This is a genomic window from Streptomyces sp. NPDC026062, from assembly GCF_055568375.1.
The window spans coordinates 45,621-60,226 of record NZ_JBVHOQ010000004.1; the positions used below are offsets into that span (position 1 = coordinate 45,621).

Genomic DNA, 14,606 nt, shown 5'->3' on the forward strand with positions numbered 1-14,606 from the left:
CGCCCGGGACACGGGACGTCCGACAGCCGGGGCGCCGGACATCCGCCGAAGCCGACATGTACGGGTGTCGGCGGATGTCCGCCCGGGCCCGGCACCGTCCTGACCCGTCCTGACCCGCTGGGGACCATGGGGACCCGTCGTGAGGCGAGGTGAGGCGACGATGCTGCCGTCGGGCGCGTAATGGGTTCCGCGGGACCTCAGCCGGTCATCGCACGGCCGGTCTCCACGTCCGGGCCGAGACCGAGCTCGCCCTCGCCCAGCGGCGCGAAGTGGCGTGCCACAACCTCCTCGGTGACCTCCGCGAGTTCGGCCGGGCTCCACCGGGGGGTGCGGTCCTTGTCAATGATCTGGGCGCGCACGCCCTCGACCAGGTCGGGACGGGTGAAAGCGGTGGACGAGACTCGGTACTCCTGGTCGAGGGCCGCTTCCAGGCTTTCCAGACGGCGGACGCGCCGGAGGGCCGCCAGGGTCACCTTGAGTGCTGTGGGCGACTTGGCCAGGATCGTCGTCGCCGCCTCCTTCGCAGCAGGCACCCCGCAGCCTTCGAGGCGCTCGATGATCTCCTCGACCGTTTCTGCCGTATAGCAGGCGTCGATCCAGTCGCGGTGCCCGGCCAGCTCACCGGCGGGGGCGGTGCGCGCGAACCGCTGCGCCGTCGCGACGACCCCCTCGGGCGTGGTGCACGTGTCGAGCGCGGCAACGAGGGCAGGGACGTCCTCCGACGGCACGAAGTGGTCGGCGAGGCCGCAGAGCAGAGCGTCAGCCGCTCCGACCGCCTCGCCGGTGAGCGCTAGGTGCGTGCCCAGTTCGCCGGGCGCCGCGCCGAGCAGATGGGTACCGCCGACATCGGGCACGAAGCCGATGCCGGTCTCGGGCATGGCGACGCGGGAGCGCTCCGTGACGATACGGAGCGAACCATGGGCTGAGACGCCGACCCCACCGCCCATCACGATGCCGTCCATGAGGGCTACGTAGGGCTTGGGAAACCGGGCGATCCGGGCGTTGAGCCGGTATTCGTCACGCCAGAAGTCCAGTGAGGTCCGGCCTCCGGCCAGGGCGTCGTCGCGGATGGAGCGGATGTCCCCGCCCGCGCACAGCCCTCTCTCCCCCGAACCGGCGAGCAGCACCGCGACGACCGAGCCGTCCTTCTCCGCGGCGTCGAGCGCCTCCCCCATCCGCAGCACCATGGCGTGGTTCAGGGCGTTCAGGGCGCGCGGCCGGTTCAGCGTGATGTGGCGGATGCGTCCCTCGGTGTGCAGCAGGACGGAATCGTCGTTGTTCATGCGTGCGCTCCGGTCAGCCCCAGTGCCGTACCGTCCGCCGGTCACGGACGATCTTCCACTGCCATTGTGCGTGGCTCTCCGGGAAGCACGGCAGGAGGGGTGGCACCGCCGGAAGAGGGCCTGTTGGGACCGGGCCCCGGAGCACCGTACGGCGGGGGTTCCGCTGTGGCAGGCGCACCGAACCCGCCAGACAATTGAGTCACGTGTACGGCAGCCCCGCCGGACGATCTTCGGAGCAGGAATGACCGATCACGACCGGCCAGCATTCATCCCCGTCCCGCCCCGCCTGTTGGTCGAGAGGACGCACCACAGCGAGACAGCGACGGAGGAACGGCTTGCCCTGAACCGCACCGGCAGTTTCGAGTGGGATCTGGACGCCCGGACGCTGGACATCGACGAGGCCGGACTTCTGGTCTTCGGCCTGGACCCGGCCGTATTCGATTCACGGCCCGAGTCCCTCATGGAGAGGCTCGATCCCGCGGAACGCATCCGCCTCGATGTGGCGATCGACGAGGCCATCAAAGGCGGGAACAACTCCTACAGCATCCACTTCCGGGTTCCGCTCGAGGACGACAGTGATCAGTGGACCCATGTTCAGGCACGGATCCTGCGCGGCGCCGACGGGCGGGCGCACCGGGTGATCGGTCTGGTGCGCGACGCGACGGCGGAAGTCACCCATTCGGCCTTCGTGCTGGAACTGGAAAAGCGCCGCCAACGCCAGACCAATATCGTTGAACGTACAACAAGTGCGCTGTCGCGTGCGGTTACCGTGGACGATGTCACGGCCGCGCTGACAGGACCGGGCTCGCTGGCGCGGTTGGGCGCCGACGGTCTCGCGCTCGGACTGCTGGACAACACCACGCTCAATGTCATCGCGCTGAGCGGTGATTCGCTGGAGGTCGTCGACGCGCTGGGGTCGGGCCGGCTCGACCCGAAGTTTCCGCTGGCCGACACCGTTCTCAGTGGACGTCCGCGGTTCGTGAGCTCGCTCAGCGCGCTTCTCCGGCGCTATCCGGTGCTGGAGCCGTTCATGGGACGGCTCAAGTTCCAGGCCGCGGCCTATCTGCCGCTCGTCGCCCAGGCCCGGACCCTCGGTGGGCTGGCACTGTTCTACCGCGAACGCACGGCGTTCAACGCCGATGAACGCAACCTGTGCCTGGGGCTGGCCGCGATCGTCGCCCAGTCCCTCCAGCGGGCCACGCTCTTCGACGAGGAGCGCGAGTTCGCGACGGGACTCCAGTCCGCGATGCTGCCCCGCCGGATCCAGGACATCGAGGGTGGCGAGATCGCCGTCCGCTACCACGCGGCGTGGAGCGGCCGTCAGGTCGGCGGCGACTGGTACGACGTGATCGCGCTTCCCAAGGGCCGCTTCGGCATCGTGGTCGGTGACGTGCAGGGCCACGACACGCACGCGGCGGCGATCATGGGCCAGCTGCGCATCGCGCTTCGCGCCTACGCCGCCGAGGGGCATCCTCCCTCGACGGTACTTGCACGGGCCTCCCGGTTCCTCGCCGAACTGGACACCGACCGGTTCGCCACCTGCACGTACGCCCAGGTCGATCTGGGTACCGGCACCGTACGCGTGGTTCGGGCGGGCCACTTCGGACCGCTGATCCGGCACATGGACGGCCGCGTCGGCACCCCGCAGGTGCGCGGCGGCATCCCGTTGGGTATCGCCACCGACTTCGGGGACGAGGAGTTCCCGGAGACCCGGCTGGATCTGGTCCCGGGCGAGACGCTGGTCCTGTACACCGACGGTTTGGTGGAGGAGCCGGGCGCCGACATCGAAGCGGGGGTGCGGACTCTGATCAACGAGGTCAGCGCGGGACCGGCAGGCGCCGAGGCGCTGGCCGACCATCTGTCGGACCGGCTGTGGGAGCGCTGGGGCTCCGGCGACGACGTCGCCCTGCTGGTGCTGCGGCGCAGTCCGGACCCCGGGTCGCCACGGGCCCCCCGGCTCCATCAGTACATCCACCAGGCCGATCCGGAGGGTCTCTCCGACGCACGGACGATCGTGCGTCAGGCCCTGACCGACTGGGACATGGCCGAACTCGCCGACGACGCCGAGCTGGTGACCGGTGAACTGCTGGTGAACGTGCTGCTGCACACGGAGGGCGGCGCCGTGCTCACCCTGGAGGTGCTTCCCGAACCGGTACGGCGGGTCCGGCTGTCGGTACAGGACCGCTCCAGCGCATGGCCGCGGCGTCGCACACCCGGCGAGACCGCGACCTCGGGGCGGGGGCTGCTGCTCCTGGACGCCGTCGCGACCCGCTGGGGCATCGAGCCTCGTGGCGAAGGCAAGGCCGTCTGGTGCGAGATCGGCCCGGCGGCGCCTCCCACGTCCACGCCGGTGCACAGAAGCGCCACGGTCCACGGCGACCCAGCAGAACCGGTGCGTCCTGCGGGCTCGGACCGTCGGGGCGCTGAGCCCCCGAAGGATCCGAACCGTCCCGGCTCCGCCCCTTCGGGGGCTCATCGCGGGAAGCACTGAACGGACCGACGCCGAGGGGCATGCCGTCTCGTCCCACAGGACACGGCACGCCCCTCGGCCGGGCCCCGGCCACGCTCGGCGCGCCCGGGATCACCCGGACTACGTCAGTGCTGAGCGGTACGGCGCTTGCGCACGGACCACATGATGCCGCCACCGGCCAGCAGCACGGCGACCGCCGCACCACCGATGACCGGCGTGGCGGACGACGAACCCGTCTCGGCCAGATCCGGCGAGCTCGGGCTCGGCGCGGCTGCGGCGGGCGCAGACGACGAGGCGGACTCGCTGGCAGTGTCGGCCGGCGTGGACTTCGCCGGTTCGGGCGTCGCCGTGGTGGGCGTCTCGGACGGCTTCGTCTCGGACGGGGTCGGGACAGGCTCCGAAGGCGTCTCCTCGCACACCGGCGCCTGCTTGGACTCGTCGCGCGAGTACTGGTTGCCGTCGCCGGCCTTGACGACCAGACGGACCGTCAGCGCCTTGTCGTGCTCGGGCAGGGTGATCGTCTTGTCGATGCCCGTGCCGAAGTTCTCCGTCGGCAGAAGGTCCTTGCCGTCAACAGTGACGGTCACCTGGTTGGTGACACGTCCGTTGTACGCGGTCAGGTGCAGGCTCACTTCAGTACAGGTCACGTCCCAGGTGGGGGTGTGAGCTGCGGCCGGACCGGCGGTGAGAACCGTACCGGTCAGGCCGACAACCGCAGCGGCAGCGAGGGTTCCCGCAGCACGCAGCGATCTCCTGGGTATGGTCATGGATTTTTCCTCCGCAAATGTTTCATCGCCCGAATGGCGGTGGGGCGCACAGTACTGCCCCCGCCCTCCAAGTGCGCACCCGCCCCACATATCATTCGACGTAACAACTGGTCGCACATCATCACCGGTTGGTGCAACACGGACACATCACCGGCGCCCGGCCCATCAGGGGCGTGGCCCGAAGTGAACGTGAGAGCCCGAACCATGTCCGTGACGGCGATCCCCGGTCATGTCCCCCTCAGATCCGTCAGAGCGGCCGGTGCATGATGTGCAGTCCCACGAACCCCTTCTTCGGGTGGTTGAAGCCCTCCGGCAGGGTCCCCAGCACCTCGAAGCCGAGCGAGCGATAGAGACCGACCGCCGCGGAGTTACCCTCCACGACCGCGTTGAACTGCATCGCACGGAACCCGGCCGTGCGAGCCCAGTCGATCGTGTACTCGCACAGGGCCCGCCCCACTCCTTGTCCGGAGTGCCGGGGGTCGACCATGTAGCTGGCACTGGCGATGTGCGAGCCGTTGCCCATGTGGTTGGTGTTCATCTTCGCCGTGCCCAGCACACTGCCGTCCTCGCCGACCGCTACGACCGTGCGGTTCGGAGCCTTGAGAAGCCACCATTCGAGGGCATCGGTCTCTCCGAGATCGAGAGGGTAGGTGAACGTCTCGCCCGCGGCGACGATTTCATGGAAGAAGGGCCAGATGGCGGGCCAGTCCTCAACGGTTGCTTCCCTGATCAACATGGTGCAAAGAATGCCTGGATCGGGTGTCGGTGGCGAGCGGTTTGCCCGCGCCCCCGGCAGCCCGGGAAGGACACCGGCTTCCCCGTGCCCTGCGCAGGCGGAACCTGGCCAGCAGGCCTGGAGTGTCGCTACGGGCACCGTTCGAGCCACCACGCCTGCCGCGCTCCCGCATGACTGACTGCGATCGTTCGGCCGATGCGTCCCCCGGTCCAGCCGGACGCGCGGGGCCCGCTGGAGCTACGGGATCCACCGGAATCGCCGGCCCCGCCGGCATGGCTGGTTCGGCCCATGCTCCCGGTCCGCGCGCCGCCCCTTCGACCGGCTCGTCCTCCGTACCGGGCCACCGCCCTTCTCCGGGGCGCGGGGCGCACCGCAGCTCTCGTGCAGCGTCCAGCTCCATCCCGAGGGTGACCCGGCGCCAGAGGATCTCGTCCGGCTCATCGGCGAGCATCAGCTGAGCCATGACCTCGCGCCCGGCAGCCGACCCTCGCCGGCCGACGGACGGCTCGGGACGGACCCTGCCGAAGTAGGCGCGCTCGTACGGGTCATCCACCACCTCGGCCAGCTGGACCGGGTCCAGCGCCTCCGCGACGATGGCCGCACGGGCCCAGGGGTCCTCGGTCAGGGCCAGCAGCCGCTCGATCCGGCGCGAGCGCCAGTTGCGCGCCCGGCAGTCCGTCCCCGCGTCCAGCCGGTCGCGCATCCAGGCCGGGCTGTTGCCCACCAGGAGTTCAGGTGACCGGGCCACCAGTCCGCCCAGCTCCTCCGCGAGATAGAGCCACACCACCGCCCGGTAGCGATTCAGGTAGAACGCGACCGGCGTGACACAGCCCGCACGTGCCAGCCGCGTGAAGCGGACCGGGCTGATCCCGAGCAGCCTGGCCCCTTCTGCGGTTCCCACCGTGCGCACCCGCTCCCGCAGGGTCTCCGGGAATCCGGCCTCCGACCTGAGCCGGTCGAGCTCTTCCTGACACACCCTGGCCCGCCCGTCCGCCTGCCGCACGTCCACCCGGACCATGCCCAGGTGCACCGCCAGGGCGAACTCCGCGCGCCTCAGCTCCAGTTCCGCAGCCGCCCGGCTTGTGGTGATCATGCGAGCGCCGCCGTCGCCCGCTGTTTCCGTCATCGGCATGACGATGCTCCCCCGTGAGATTCAGATACTCTCCGTAACCACGGTAGCCCGGAACAGGCAACTGCCGCCCGCCCTGTGGATAACTCCCGGACCGAGCCGGCCCAGCAGGGGGAACGGGCCGAGCCGGACGAGCGGCAGCACCGATCAGGCAGTCAGACCCGATCGGCCCCCACGTCCCCGTCCTGCCGCACGGCCACGCCGAGATGCTCTCCGACCCGGTTGACCAACAGCGTCATCTCGTACGCCACCTGCCCCACATCGGCGTCCGCCGCGCTGAGCACACACAGGCAGCTGCCGTCCCCGGCGGCCGTCACGAAGAGCATTGCCTCGTCGAACTCCACCATCGTCTGCCGGGCCCTTCCGGCACGGAAGTGCCGTCCCGAACCTCGGGCGAGGCTGTGCAGACCCGATGAGACCGCGGCCAGGTGTTCCGCGTCCTCACGTGCCAGTCCGGTGCTCGCTCCGGTCACCAGGCCGTCGTTCGACAGCACCAGGGCGTGCCGAATGTGCTCCACCCGGCTGGTGAGATCGTCAAGCAGCCAGTCGAGTCCCCTGTCCAGCGCCATTCTGTTCCTCCCCGCTCACATGTTCCCCGTACCCCACTTGTGCGCAAGCCTTACGCACCGGCCACTTACGGGCAAGCGCTCCGCTGTGCAACAGCGGGGCGGGATCAGGCCATCCCGGCTCAGCCCACCGGGTCGAGGCGCCGTGCGGTGTGCATCCGGCCCGCGTATTCGACCATCCGGATCAGGACCTCTTTGCCGGAATCCCGGTCTCTGGCGTCGCACAGCACCACGGGAGTTCCGGGATCGAGGTCGAGGGCGCGTGACACGTCCTGCTCGCCGTACGAACGCGCCCCCGCGAAGCAGTTGACGGCGACGACGAAGGGGATGCGACGGTGCTCGAAGTAGTCGACAGCCGGAAAACAGTCCTCCAGCCGACGGGTGTCCGCCAGAACAACGGCGCCCAGCGCGCCTTGGGAGAGTTCGTCCCAGAGGAACCAGAACCTGTCCTGTCCCGGGGTGCCGAACAGGTACAGGGAGAGTCCGGACCTGATGGTGATGCGCCCGAAGTCCATGGCGACGGTGGTGGTGGTCTTCTGCGCGACGCCCTCGGTGTCGTCGACCGACTGCCCGGCCTCACTGAGGAGTTCTTCCGTGCGCAGGGGCCTGATCTCGCTCACCGCACCAACGAGCGTCGTCTTGCCGACTCCGAACCCGCCGGCGACCAGGATCTTCAGGGCCAGGGCGTCGGTCGGGGCAGTCACCGCGGTCTCGTCCCTCGTGCTGTCGTGCTCGGTCGGCATCGATCACTTCTCTCACCAGTGAACCTCAAGACGTCGAATGCGCAGGTCAGAACCATCTTGAGGGGTTTCGGGTTCAGTGAATCATCGGCAGGCGTACGGCCGTACGGCGACAGCATGGCAAATCAGGACCTGACCGGGGAGGCACGATCGCAATTTTCAGGATGTGACTGTTTCGGGCTTCTCCACGCCCGGAACATTACGAATTCCGCTGCGCTTGTCAGCCGTTCGATTGTTCTTGGCCGATCACCTCGTGTGGGCTCCGCTCTGGCTCCGTGTTCCCGCTCCGTTCCAGTCGCTCCCCGCCGAGAAGGGAGCGCCGCACGGGTGCCGGGGCAGCCGGGGACCCTTCGCAGGCCTGCGCGACCACCTCCGTGCGGCAGATGCCCGGGCTCACGAGCGCGGCCCCGTTCGCCGTCCCGCACCTTCGCGGGGCCACCGCGGAGGCCCTCGGACCCGACGGCCCCCCTGACACACCCCGCCGGACCTCCTGGCCCGCCCCGCCGGACACCCGAAGCTACGCGGTTCGCCGCCGACCTTGCTCCGGCCCCGTGGCTTCCGCACGGGCGGTACGGCCCCGAGTGTCCAGGGACGCTCCGACCGCGGCACCTACACTGGTCGTCTCGGGTGCGAGGAGTCGGCCCACGCTGATGGGAGTACGGAAGTGTCGACAGGTGCCGGCGGCGGTTTCCAGGATCCGCCAGCGGATGTGCTGGCCCAGGCAGCTGCCGCCTTCGGTCTTCTCGCGACCCCGGCCCGGCTGCACATCGTCTGGGTGCTGGCCCAGGGTGAGAGCGACGTGACAGGTCTGGCGGAGCGGGTCGGCGGCACGCTCCCCTCGGTCAGCCAGCATCTGACGAAACTGAAGCTCGCCGGTCTCGTCCGGTCCAGGCGCGAGGGCCGTCGTCAGGTGTACCTCGTCGATGATCCCGATGTCGTGACTGTTGTACGGCTGATGGTCGGGCAGCTCGCGGAACGGGCCGGGTATCCGGCCGGTCAGTCCGTACGTCTTCGTGAACTCGGTGCCTGAGAACCCTGCCGGCGCAGGGTCCTCAGGGACCGGCGAGCGGTCGGCTGTCGTCGTTCGGATGCCCGGTACACGTTCCGTGACCGGGACCGGCTCCGTGTCCGGTGCCGGTTCCTCGGCCGGTGCCGTACGGCCGTCTTCCATACCGACGTCGCTCCAGGTCCTGCGCTCCCTGGACAGCGGGCCGCGAGGGCTGACGGAGCAGGAGGCGCAGGAGCGGCTGACCCGGTTCGGCGAGAACACCCTCCCCGCCTGGCGCGCGGTTACCTGGCCGCGGCGGTTCCTGGGGACGCTGCGGGACCCCTTCACGTCGGTACTGCTCTGCCTGGGGCTGGTCTCGGCAGTGGTCAGCGCGTGGGGCACGGCTGCCGTGATCTCGGTACTCGTCGTCGTCAGCTGTCTGCTGCGTTCCACGGAGGAGCACCGGGCCGACCGGGCGACGGCCGCGCTGCGCGAGCTGGTGGCGACGACCGCGACGGTGCTGCGCCGCAGCGGGCCGGATACAGCGGCTCAGACCCGCGAACTGCCTGTCGAGGAGCTCGTGCCGGGTGATGTGATCCGGCTCGCTCCGGGCGATCTCGTACCCGCCGATGTGCAGTTGCTGCGGGCCAGCGGTCTCACCGTGCACCAGGCGGCCCTCACCGGGGAGTCCGCCCCGGTCGGCAAGCATCCCGCCGGCCCCGGGCCCTCGCGGGCGGCCGGGCCCGGGGCACGGAGTGGGCCCGGCGACGAGGAGGGCGTCCTCGCGGAGCACCCGCGGTGTTTCCAGGGCAGCAGTGTGATGTCGGGCAGCGGCACGGCGGTGGTCGTCGCGACCGGCAGGAACACCCGGTTCGCCGCCGCGTACGACCGGCCGGTGCTCCGACGCGGCGCGAGCGCGTTCGACCGCTCGGTTCAGGGGATCTCCTGGACGCTGATCCGGTTCATGCTGCTGACTCCACCACTGGTCCTGATGGCCAACGCCGCGCTGCGCGGACGCGGTCTGGAGACCTTGCCGTTCGCTGTGGCGGTCGCGGTCGGGCTGACACCCGAAATGCTGCCGGTCATCGTCACCACGGCCTTGGCCCGGGGCGCTTCGCTGCTCGCCCGGGACCATGCGGTGATCGTGAAACGGCTGCCCGCACTCCACGACCTGGGCGCGATCGATGTGCTCTGTCTGGACAAGACCGGCACCCTCACCCAGGACCGCCCGGTCGTCGACCGGGCGGTCGGCCCCGCGGGGAGACCCGATCCCCTGGTCCTGCACTGGGCGGCCGTCAACGCGCTGTGGACGCTGCAGCTCGCGGATCTGCCGGTTCCGGACGCGCTCGACGAGGCCGTACTGGACGCCTGGAACCGACGGGACGAACGGGATGCGGCGCCCCTCGTTCCCGCCGAGGAGTACGACGCGGTGGCCGTGCTGCCGTTCGATCCGGTGCGCCGGCTCTCCACGGCGGTCGTCCGTGTTCCCGGACGGTTCGCCACCCATGTGCTGGTCACGAAGGGTGCCGTGGAGGCTGTCCTGGAGCGGTGTGCGCTCGACCCGGCGGAACGGGACCGGCTGGGTGCGCTGGCCGCGCGCGAGGCGGCCGGCGGTCTGCGGCTGCTCGCTGTGGCCCTGACCGAGCGGCCTGCCCGGCTCGGCTCGTACACACCGGCCGACGAGCACGGGCTGGCGTTTCTCGGATTCGTGGCCCTGCGGGACGCGCTCACGCCGAGCGCGGCAGGCGCGCTGGAGGTCCTCGCACGACGCGGAGTGGCGGTGAAGGTCCTGACGGGTGACCACCCGGGCACCGCCGCCCGCGCCTGCCAGGACCTCGGGCTGGCGCCGGGACGCGTCGTCTCCGCCGAGGAGATCGACGCCCTGTCCGCCGAGGGGCTCGCCGAGATCGTCGGCGGGACGACCGTCTTCGCCCGCTGCACACCCGCGCACAAGGCCCGTATCGTCGATGCGCTGCGCGTCTCGGGACACACCACCGGCTTTCTCGGCGACGGTGTCAACGATCTGCCGGCGCTGCACGCGGCCGACGTGGGTATCTGTCCGCGCAACGCGGTGGACGTGGCACGGGAGACCGCTGACGTGGTCCTCGCCGAGAAGGACCTCGGTGCCATCGATCACGCGATCACGGCGGGCCGCCGCAGCAGCGGCACCATCGCCACGTACCTGCGCATCACGCTCTCCTCGAACCTCGGCAATGTGATCGCGATGCTCGCCGCCGGTCTCCTGCTGCCCTTCCTCCCCATGCTGCCCGCACAGGTACTGGTCCAGAACCTGTGCTTCGACGCGGCGCAGCTCGCCTTCGCCTTCGACCGGCCCGCGTCCTCGGTCCTGCGGCGTCCGACGGTGCTGCGTCCCGGGGACTTCCTGCGCTTCATCACAGGTTTCGGGCTGCTGAACGCCGCCGCCGACCTGGCCACGTTCGGCGTGCTCGCCCTTGCCCTGCACAGTTCGCCCGCGGACGGCCAGGCGGCCTTCCACTCGGGATGGTTCACCGAGAACCTCCTCACCCAGGCCCTGGTGATGGTGCTCCTGCGCACCGGGCGGCGGACCGCACAGGGGCGGCGCGGCGGGCCCTTGCGGGCAGCGGCGGCCGGCCTGGCGGTCGCCGGTGTGTTCCTGCCGCTCACCCCGCTCGGCCCGCTGCTGGGCATGACCGCGCTGCCGCCGCTCTATTACCTGTTGCTCGCCACCGTCCTCGCGCTGTACGCATGCGGCCTCGGATGGGCGCGCAATCGCTATGAAAGGAACCGGGGGATCTCATGACAGCGGTGAGTGCCGATCGCACGGACGGCGGGCCCGCCCACAGCCGGCCGGTACGGGTACGCCGGGCCACGCTCGACGACGTCCCGGCGCTGGTGCGGATGCGGGCACTGATGCTGGCCGACATGGGGATGGACACCGGGGACGAACACGCTGTCTGGCGGGCGGACGCGGCGCGGTGGTTCACCGACCGGATACCCCGGACCGACGAGTTCGCCGCCTTCCTCGTCGAGGATCCGGAGCTGGGCGTGGTGGCATGCGCGGTGGGGGCGTGCGACGCCCACGCGCCGAGTCCGGCCAATCCGACCGGGCTCCGCGGTCATGTGTCCAATGTGAGCACCGATCCTCGGCAGCGCCGGCGGGGGCATGCGCGCGCCTGCGTGGACGCGCTGCTTGCCTGGTTCCGCCAGGAGACCCGGGTGAAGGTTGTCGGTCTGAACGCCACGGGCGACGGGGCCGGACTGTACGAGTCGCTCGGGTTCACCCCGCCGCCGCACCCCTCGTTGCAGCTGCGGACGGCCTGACCCCAGGCCTGAGCTGTCCTGTGCCGGCCGTCGCCCCGCGCCCGATTCATCCGTACGAGAGGTCGCCGCACAGGTCGTCGTCGGCCGAGCGCGCTCCGTCCGCGACGGCGGACGGGATCTCGGACGGCACGGTCGCGGGTGCCGGTGCGGCGGGAGCGGCCGAAGGGCTGTCGGCGAAGTCACGGCCCACGATCAGCTTGATTCCGGGCTCGCCGGACTCCTTGGTCCGCGCACCCCCGAAGAGCCGGGCCGTGGTCTCGGCCTCGTCCCGCAGGCCGGGTCCGTGGATGACGACGGTGCCGGCCTGGTCCTGGGAGTTCGCGGTGGCCGTGCCGGTGACGTTGAACCCGTGGGTACGCAGCAGCCCGGCGGCACGGGCCGCGAGCCCGGTCACCGTGGTGCCGTTGTACACCGCCACCTCGATGCCCTCGCCCGAGACAGGGCCGGTGGGAGAAGGTGTCGCGCCGGACGCGGTGGTGCCCGGTCCGGGCGTGGCTCCCTTGTTCCGGGATGTGCCCGCCGCGTCCTGGCCGTCGATCGTACGGTCGGCCTTCAGAGCCGCCCACAGCGCGTCGGCCTCCGGTTCGACGATGGCGACGCGGGCTCCCTCGTAGCGCCAGGGGACGGTGACGAACTTGGTGTTGTGCAGATCGATGTTCTTCATCGACATGGCGAACGACAGGAGTCTGTCGGCCGAGCCGAGGCCCGGATCGACAGTCATCGCGTCGGTCGCCGCATTGGCCAGCGGGAGAAGGGTGTTCGGGTTCAGACCGCGGGACTTCACCTTCTTGACGAGAGAGCCGACGAAGGCCTGCTGCCTCTTGATGCGGCCTATGTCGGAGCCGTCGCCGATACCGTGGCGGAGGCGTACGTAGTCGAGTGCGCGCTGCCCGGAGACCTTCTGGGGTCCCTTGCCGAAGACCAGTTCGCCGCGGGTGGGGCGCTTGGGGTTCAGATCCCGCTGGTAGACGTCCTGCGGAAGACAGACGGGCACTCCGCCGACGGCCGAGGTCAGAGCGGAGAAGCCGGCGAAGTCGACCACGACGGTGTGGTCGACGCGCAGGCCGGTGAGGTGCTCGACAGTGTTCTGGGTGCAGGCCGGATTGCCTTCGGCGGTCTCCCCCACCGAGAACGCGCCGTTGAACATGACGCGCCGCTGAGGGGCTGTCCAGTCGCCGCCGGGCTTCTTGCAGGCCGGGATGTCGACCAGTGAGTCACGGGGTATGGAGACGGCGACGGCGTGCTTGTGGTCCGCGTAGACGTGCAGCAGGAATGCGGTGTCCGAGCGGCCGACCTCGCCCGTGCCGCCGCCGAGTCCTTTGTTCTCGCCCGACCTGGAGTCCGATCCGATGACGAGAACGTTCTGCCCCGCGGATGTGTCGGGCGGCCGGTCACCGGAGATCCCGTCGGCGCTGAACGTATCGATGCTGCCGTTGAGTTCGAGATATCCCCAGCCGGCGCCGGCGACCAGCAGGACGAGAAAGGACACCCCGATCAGCGCCGTCCGCCGCAGGCGGCCTCCCCTGCTGCCGCCGGCTGTCCCCTTGCGGCTGCCTGTCATCGATCGCCCCGTCCGTCCATCCGCCATGGAGGAGGACTGACGCCGGCCCCACATGGTTGTACAGTTGCGCAATGTAGCAAGTGTTGCGGTCCGCGTGGATCACGGCCCCGTCCATCGTCGGCCCGATCCCCCGTCCTCAGACTCCTGCTGGAAACATTGACCGGAAGACACCTCAAGAAAGGGCGTGACGCACATGCTGCGCAACGGCCTCGAACCCTGGCACCTGCTGGTCGTGGCAATCGTCGTGCTGGCGCTGTTCGGCTCGAAGAAGCTGCCCGACACCGCCCGCGCCCTGGGCAAATCCATGCGGATCCTGAAGAGTGAGACCAGGGCCATGAAGGAGGACGCATCCGTGCGAACCGAGGGCGACTCCCGCGACAGCCCCGCCACTTCATGACCCGCGCAACCAGAGAACCATAGGGGAAGGGCCGCCGCCCTCTTCGGCGGCGGCCGAAGAAACGCTGATCATTGGAGGAAGTTCATGGGTGTGACCCTGGCCAAGGGCGGCAACGTCTCCTTGTCGAAGGAGGCGCCCGGCCTGACCGCGGTGACAGTGGGCCTGGGCTGGGACGTACGGACGACGACGGGCGCCGACCACGACCTCGACGCCAGCGCGCTGCTGTGCTCGGACGCCGGCAAGGTCCTCTCGGACCAGCACTTCGTCTTCTACAACAACCTCAACAGCCCGGACGGGTCCGTCCAGCACACCGGTGACAACCTGACCGGCGAGGGCGAGGGCGACGACGAGTCCATCAACGTGGACCTGGCGGGCGTTCCCGCGAACGTCGCGAAGATCGTCTTCCCGGTCTCCATCCATGACGCACAGAGCCGGGGGCAGAGTTTCGGCCAGGTGCGCAACGCGTTCATCCGCGTGGTGAACCGGGCCAACGGGCTTGAGCTCGCCCGCTACGACCTCAGCGAGGACGCCTCGACGGAGACCGCGATGGTGTTCGGCGAGCTGTACCGGCACGGTGCGGAGTGGAAGTTCCGCGCGGTGGGCCAGGGGTACGCCTCCGGGCTGGCCGGAATCGCGTCGGACTACGGCGTCAACGTCTGACCGTCG

Annotated in this window: 13 protein-coding genes; 6 read left to right on the forward strand and 7 right to left on the reverse strand. The window is 70.0% G+C overall.

Going from position 1 to position 14,606, the window contains the following annotated elements; all coding sequences use genetic code 11:
* Positions 1-197: 197 nt before the first annotated feature.
* Positions 198-1,283 carry an enoyl-CoA hydratase/isomerase family protein gene (locus ACZ4LX_RS04870; protein WP_467639781.1) on the reverse strand — a complete coding sequence of 362 codons (1,086 nt, stop codon included), beginning with the start codon at positions 1,281-1,283 and terminating at the stop codon, positions 198-200.
* A 241-nt stretch (positions 1,284-1,524) separates the two neighbouring features.
* Here ACZ4LX_RS04870 and ACZ4LX_RS04875 point away from each other — a divergent pair, with 241 nt between their 5' ends.
* Positions 1,525-3,774, forward strand: a complete 2,250-nt coding sequence (locus ACZ4LX_RS04875; RefSeq protein ID WP_467639779.1) for a SpoIIE family protein phosphatase — start codon at positions 1,525-1,527, stop codon at positions 3,772-3,774.
* A 104-nt stretch (positions 3,775-3,878) separates the two neighbouring features.
* On the opposite strand, the gene ACZ4LX_RS04880 is transcribed toward ACZ4LX_RS04875, so the two are convergent.
* From ACZ4LX_RS04880 to ACZ4LX_RS04900, 5 genes are all read right to left on the reverse strand, one after another.
* A complete protein-coding gene (locus ACZ4LX_RS04880) occupies positions 3,879-4,520 on the reverse strand; it encodes an LAETG motif-containing sortase-dependent surface protein (RefSeq protein WP_467639777.1) in 642 nt (213 codons plus the stop codon).
* A gap of 247 nt (positions 4,521-4,767) precedes the next feature.
* A complete protein-coding gene (locus ACZ4LX_RS04885; protein ID WP_467639776.1) occupies positions 4,768-5,256 on the reverse strand; it encodes a GNAT family N-acetyltransferase in 489 nt (162 codons plus the stop codon).
* Complete coding sequence (locus tag ACZ4LX_RS04890) at positions 5,231-6,382, reverse strand: DUF6397 family protein (RefSeq protein ID WP_467639775.1); 1,152 nt, start codon at positions 6,380-6,382, stop codon at positions 5,231-5,233. The genes ACZ4LX_RS04885 and ACZ4LX_RS04890 overlap by 26 nt, the downstream gene beginning before the upstream one ends.
* A 158-nt stretch (positions 6,383-6,540) precedes the next feature.
* Complete coding sequence (locus tag ACZ4LX_RS04895) at positions 6,541-6,954, reverse strand: roadblock/LC7 domain-containing protein (protein WP_467639773.1); 414 nt, start codon at positions 6,952-6,954, stop codon at positions 6,541-6,543.
* Between the two features lie 119 nt (positions 6,955-7,073).
* The gene (locus ACZ4LX_RS04900; protein ID WP_467639771.1) at positions 7,074-7,694 is read right to left on the reverse strand and encodes a GTP-binding protein; all 621 of its coding nucleotides are present in this window, start codon (positions 7,692-7,694) and stop codon (positions 7,074-7,076) included.
* A 661-nt stretch (positions 7,695-8,355) separates the two neighbouring features.
* Between ACZ4LX_RS04900 and ACZ4LX_RS04905 the strand changes: the two genes are divergently transcribed.
* Genes ACZ4LX_RS04905 through ACZ4LX_RS04915 form a run of 3 tightly spaced genes read left to right on the forward strand, consistent with a single transcriptional unit; the run spans position 8,356 to position 11,982 of the window.
* Positions 8,356-8,721 carry an ArsR/SmtB family transcription factor gene (locus ACZ4LX_RS04905; protein ID WP_467639768.1) on the forward strand — a complete coding sequence of 122 codons (366 nt, stop codon included), beginning with the start codon at positions 8,356-8,358 and terminating at the stop codon, positions 8,719-8,721.
* Positions 8,722-8,779: 58 nt separating this feature from the next.
* Complete coding sequence (gene mgtA, locus ACZ4LX_RS04910; protein WP_467639766.1) at positions 8,780-11,461, forward strand: magnesium-translocating P-type ATPase; 2,682 nt, start codon at positions 8,780-8,782, stop codon at positions 11,459-11,461.
* Positions 11,462-11,466: 5 nt separating this feature from the next.
* On the forward strand, positions 11,467-11,982 hold the full coding sequence (locus ACZ4LX_RS04915) for a GNAT family N-acetyltransferase (protein ID WP_467639763.1): 516 nt from the start codon (positions 11,467-11,469) through the stop codon (positions 11,980-11,982).
* Positions 11,983-12,028: 46 nt separating this feature from the next.
* Here the strand turns inward: ACZ4LX_RS04915 and ACZ4LX_RS04920 are convergent, their stop codons facing one another.
* Positions 12,029-13,543, reverse strand: a complete 1,515-nt coding sequence (locus ACZ4LX_RS04920; RefSeq protein ID WP_467639759.1) for an LCP family protein — start codon at positions 13,541-13,543, stop codon at positions 12,029-12,031.
* 193 nt (positions 13,544-13,736) lie between these two features.
* On the opposite strand from ACZ4LX_RS04920, the gene tatA reads away from it, so the two are divergent.
* The gene (gene tatA, locus ACZ4LX_RS04925; RefSeq protein ID WP_467639919.1) at positions 13,737-13,940 is read left to right on the forward strand and encodes a Sec-independent protein translocase subunit TatA; all 204 of its coding nucleotides are present in this window, start codon (positions 13,737-13,739) and stop codon (positions 13,938-13,940) included.
* Between the two features lie 84 nt (positions 13,941-14,024).
* Complete coding sequence (locus ACZ4LX_RS04930; RefSeq protein WP_467639756.1) at positions 14,025-14,600, forward strand: TerD family protein; 576 nt, start codon at positions 14,025-14,027, stop codon at positions 14,598-14,600.
* Positions 14,601-14,606: the final 6 nt, after the last annotated feature.

Bases quoted from the DNA above. Each gene is read 5' to 3' on its own strand.
- ACZ4LX_RS04870 (WP_467639781.1), bottom strand. From the start codon at position 1,283: ATGAACAACGACGATTCCGTCCTGCTGCACACCGAGGGACGCATCCGC.
- ACZ4LX_RS04875 (WP_467639779.1), top strand. From the start codon at position 1,525: ATGACCGATCACGACCGGCCAGCATTCATCCCCGTCCCGCCCCGCCTG.
- ACZ4LX_RS04880 (WP_467639777.1), bottom strand. From the start codon at position 4,520: ATGACCATACCCAGGAGATCGCTGCGTGCTGCGGGAACCCTCGCTGCC.
- ACZ4LX_RS04885 (WP_467639776.1), bottom strand. From the start codon at position 5,256: ATGTTGATCAGGGAAGCAACCGTTGAGGACTGGCCCGCCATCTGGCCC.
- ACZ4LX_RS04890 (WP_467639775.1), bottom strand. From the start codon at position 6,382: ATGACGGAAACAGCGGGCGACGGCGGCGCTCGCATGATCACCACAAGC.
- ACZ4LX_RS04895 (WP_467639773.1), bottom strand. From the start codon at position 6,954: ATGGCGCTGGACAGGGGACTCGACTGGCTGCTTGACGATCTCACCAGC.
- ACZ4LX_RS04900 (WP_467639771.1), bottom strand. From the start codon at position 7,694: ATGCCGACCGAGCACGACAGCACGAGGGACGAGACCGCGGTGACTGCC.
- mgtA (WP_467639766.1), top strand. From the start codon at position 8,780: ATGCCCGGTACACGTTCCGTGACCGGGACCGGCTCCGTGTCCGGTGCC.
- ACZ4LX_RS04920 (WP_467639759.1), bottom strand. From the start codon at position 13,543: ATGACAGGCAGCCGCAAGGGGACAGCCGGCGGCAGCAGGGGAGGCCGC.
- tatA (WP_467639919.1), top strand. From the start codon at position 13,737: ATGCTGCGCAACGGCCTCGAACCCTGGCACCTGCTGGTCGTGGCAATC.
- ACZ4LX_RS04930 (WP_467639756.1), top strand. From the start codon at position 14,025: ATGGGTGTGACCCTGGCCAAGGGCGGCAACGTCTCCTTGTCGAAGGAG.